The sequence below is a fragment of the Ramlibacter sp. genome (genome assembly GCF_013697775.1).
GTDB lineage: Bacteria > Pseudomonadota > Gammaproteobacteria > Burkholderiales > Burkholderiaceae_C > Ramlibacter.
Map to the genome: position 1 here is coordinate 1 of NZ_JACCWG010000168.1, position 2917 is coordinate 2917.

General features: G+C 73.2%; 1 protein-coding gene. It reads right to left on the minus strand.

Features of this window, described 5'->3' with window-relative positions:
- Positions 1–2917: beta-ketoacyl synthase N-terminal-like domain-containing protein (locus H0U68_RS08405; protein WP_296354545.1), on the minus strand; the 2917-nt coding region annotated here is incomplete at both ends.

Consider the following 2917-nt stretch of genomic DNA (forward strand, 5'->3'; position numbering starts at 1 on the left):
CCTGGATCGCGCCGTCGAGCATGCACGGATGGAGATCCAGCGCCTGCGCCGCTGCGCCGGCAGCCGGCGGCACCAGCCGGCCCAGGGCGAAGGCAGCGCCATCGTCCCCGGTGCCGGCGGCCAGGCTTTCGAGCACGTGGAAGGACGGGCCGTACGCCAGGCCCGCCGCGCCGAACGCCGCATACGCATCCTGCACGCCGATGGCCTGCGTGCCGCGCGCGTGCAGCGCCGCGAGGTCCAGCCGCGCGGGTGCTGCGGCATCGCGCAAGGACGCCTTGCCCCGCGCGTACACGGTGCGCGCCGCACCCTCGCCCACCAGAGCGAAGGCGGCCGCGCCGCCGGGCAAGGCATTCAGCTCGATGTGCAGCGTTGCCGGCGCGCCGTCGAGAGCAAACGGGCGCAGCCAGGCGACGTCTTCCAGCAGCAGCGCGGCGCCGGGCGCGGGCGGCCCATCGGACGCCTGCGCCAGTGCCGCCCGCACCATCTCGGGCAGCGCCATGGCGGGCAGCACAGCCCGGCCCTGCAGCCTGTGGTCGTCCAGGAAGAATTCGCGCCCGTCGAACCGCGAGCTGAAGCGCTGGCCGGCGAAGTGCGACGTGTTGCGGTGGACCATCGGATGCAGCGCCTCGCCCTGCGCGAGCGGCGCCCCCACAGCCGGTGCGGCCTCAACGGTGGAAGCGCCGTCCTTGAGCAGGTCGGCCACCCAGTAGCGTTCCCCCGCGAAACGGTAGGCCGGCAGCGCAACGCGCCGGCAGACCGGGCGCGCCAGCCGCTCCCAATCGACCTCGCAGCCGTCGGTCCAGGCCTGGGCCAGGCTCGCCAGGTCGGCGTCGCACAGCCAGGCGTCGAGCGCGGGCGGCGCATCGCGCGGCACGGCGGCACCCATGGTCGCCCCGGCTTCGAGTTCGCGCAGCAGCATGCCGGGCACCAGCCTGTCGTCGCGCGCGAAGCTTGCCAGGCAACGCCGCAGGTCGCCATGGTTCATGGCAACGAACGCCAGCCGGCAGCGCATCGCGTCGCGGCCGACCTGCAGTGTGAAGGCGATGTCTGCCAGGCCGAGCGTGGAGCCCGCCGGCGCGGCGAGCACGCCTTCCAGCTGCTGCGCGCGCTCGCGCAGTCCAGCCCGGCTGGGCGCCGACAGCACGATCAGCACCGGCTCCCCGCCCGCACCGGATTCGGCTGGGGGCGCCACGTATTCCTCGACGACCAGGTGGGCGTTGGAGCCTCCGGCGCCGAACGACGAGATGCCGGCGATGCGCGGCAGCTCGCGCGCGGCGCCGTCGACCTCCAGGCGCGGCCGCGGCCACGCGGCCAGCTCGCGCTGCAGCCGGAACGCGGTCGGCGCGAAATCGATGCGCGGGTTGATGGCGTCCGCATGCAGCGACGGCACCAGCTGCCCGTGCTGCATCTGCAGGATGACCTTGGTCAGGCCGGCCATGCCGGCGGCGCTCTCGCAGTGGCCGATGTTGGACTTCACCGAGCCGATGGCGCAGAAGCTGCGTTCGGCGGTGTCGGCCGAGAACGCCTGGTGCAGGCCCGCGATCTCGATCGGGTCGCCCAGCTCGGTGCCGGTGCCGTGCGCCTCGAGGTACGAGACGGCGCGCGCAGGCACGCCGGCATCGGCCAGCGCGGCGCGGATCAGCGCGCGCTGCGCGGCCGGGCTGGGCACGGTGTAGCCGTTGGTGCGCCCGCCATGGTTGATGCTGCTGCCGCGGATGACGGCGTGGATGTGGTCGCCGTCGGCGATGGCGCGCGACAGCCGCTTGAGCACCACCACGCCGGCGCCCTCTCCCGGCGCGTAGCCGTTGGCGCCCGCGCCGAAGCTCCTGGAGCGGCCCTCGGGCGACAGCATGCGGCGCATGCACAGCACCGCGTGCACGGCAGGATGCACGTAGACGTTGACGCCGCCGGCCAGCGCCAGCTCGCACTCGCCGCGCCGGATGTGCTGGCAGGCCTCGTGGATGGCGGTCAGCGACGACGAGCACATGGTGTCCACCGGCATGCTCGGGCCGTGCAGGTCCAGCAGGTAGGACACGCGGTTGGCCAGCGAACTGAACCAGGTGTAGGGAAACAGCCGCAGGCCGCGCGCCCACAGGCCGGGGCCGTACAGGTCGTGGCCCATGTTGGTGATGCCGGCGAACACGCCGACGCTGCCCGCGTACTTGCGCGCCAGGCTGCCGCGCGTGTAGGCCGCGTCTTCCAGCGCCTGCCAGCAGGACTGCACGAACAACCGCTCCTGCGGGTCCATGGTGAGCGCGTCGCGCGGCGAGATGCCGAAGAACAGCGGATCGAAGTCGGCAAAGCCCTCCAGGTACCCCAGCGACTTGCAATAGCTCTTGCCCTGCGCGATCGCCTTCGACGGATCGGCCGCATAAGACGCATCGAGCGACCAGCGCTCGGGCGGAAGTTCGGAGATGCAGTCGCGGCCGGCTTTCAGGTTGTCCCAGTAGGCCTCCAGCGTGGGCGCCATGGCGTAGCGCCCCGACAGGCCGATGATGGCAATGGCATGGCCGTCATCGCCGCTGTCGCTGCCTTCGCCGCCGGGGCGCGATGCGGCTACGGGTGCCGTCGCGGCGGTCGTGCAGGGAGCATCGGGCGCCACCTCGGGTGCGTCATCGGACCTGGCGCTACCCAGCCAGCGCGCCGCTGCCTCGGGGAAATCCGCCGCGATGTGCGCGGCCAGCTCGCCGATGGTCGCGAACTCGTAGAACACGGTGCTCGGCAGCGCCGGAAACGGCTGCGCCAGTCGGCCGTGCACCGCGATGACCGTGAGCGAATCCATGCCGTAGGACTCCAGGCGCGCCTGCGGCGTCACGCGCGACGCGTCGAACTGCCCCGCCTCGGCGAACAGGCCGCAGATGGCGCGCGCCAGCGCGGCGGGCAGCGGCTGCGCGCCGGCCGGCGGCTGCGCATCCAC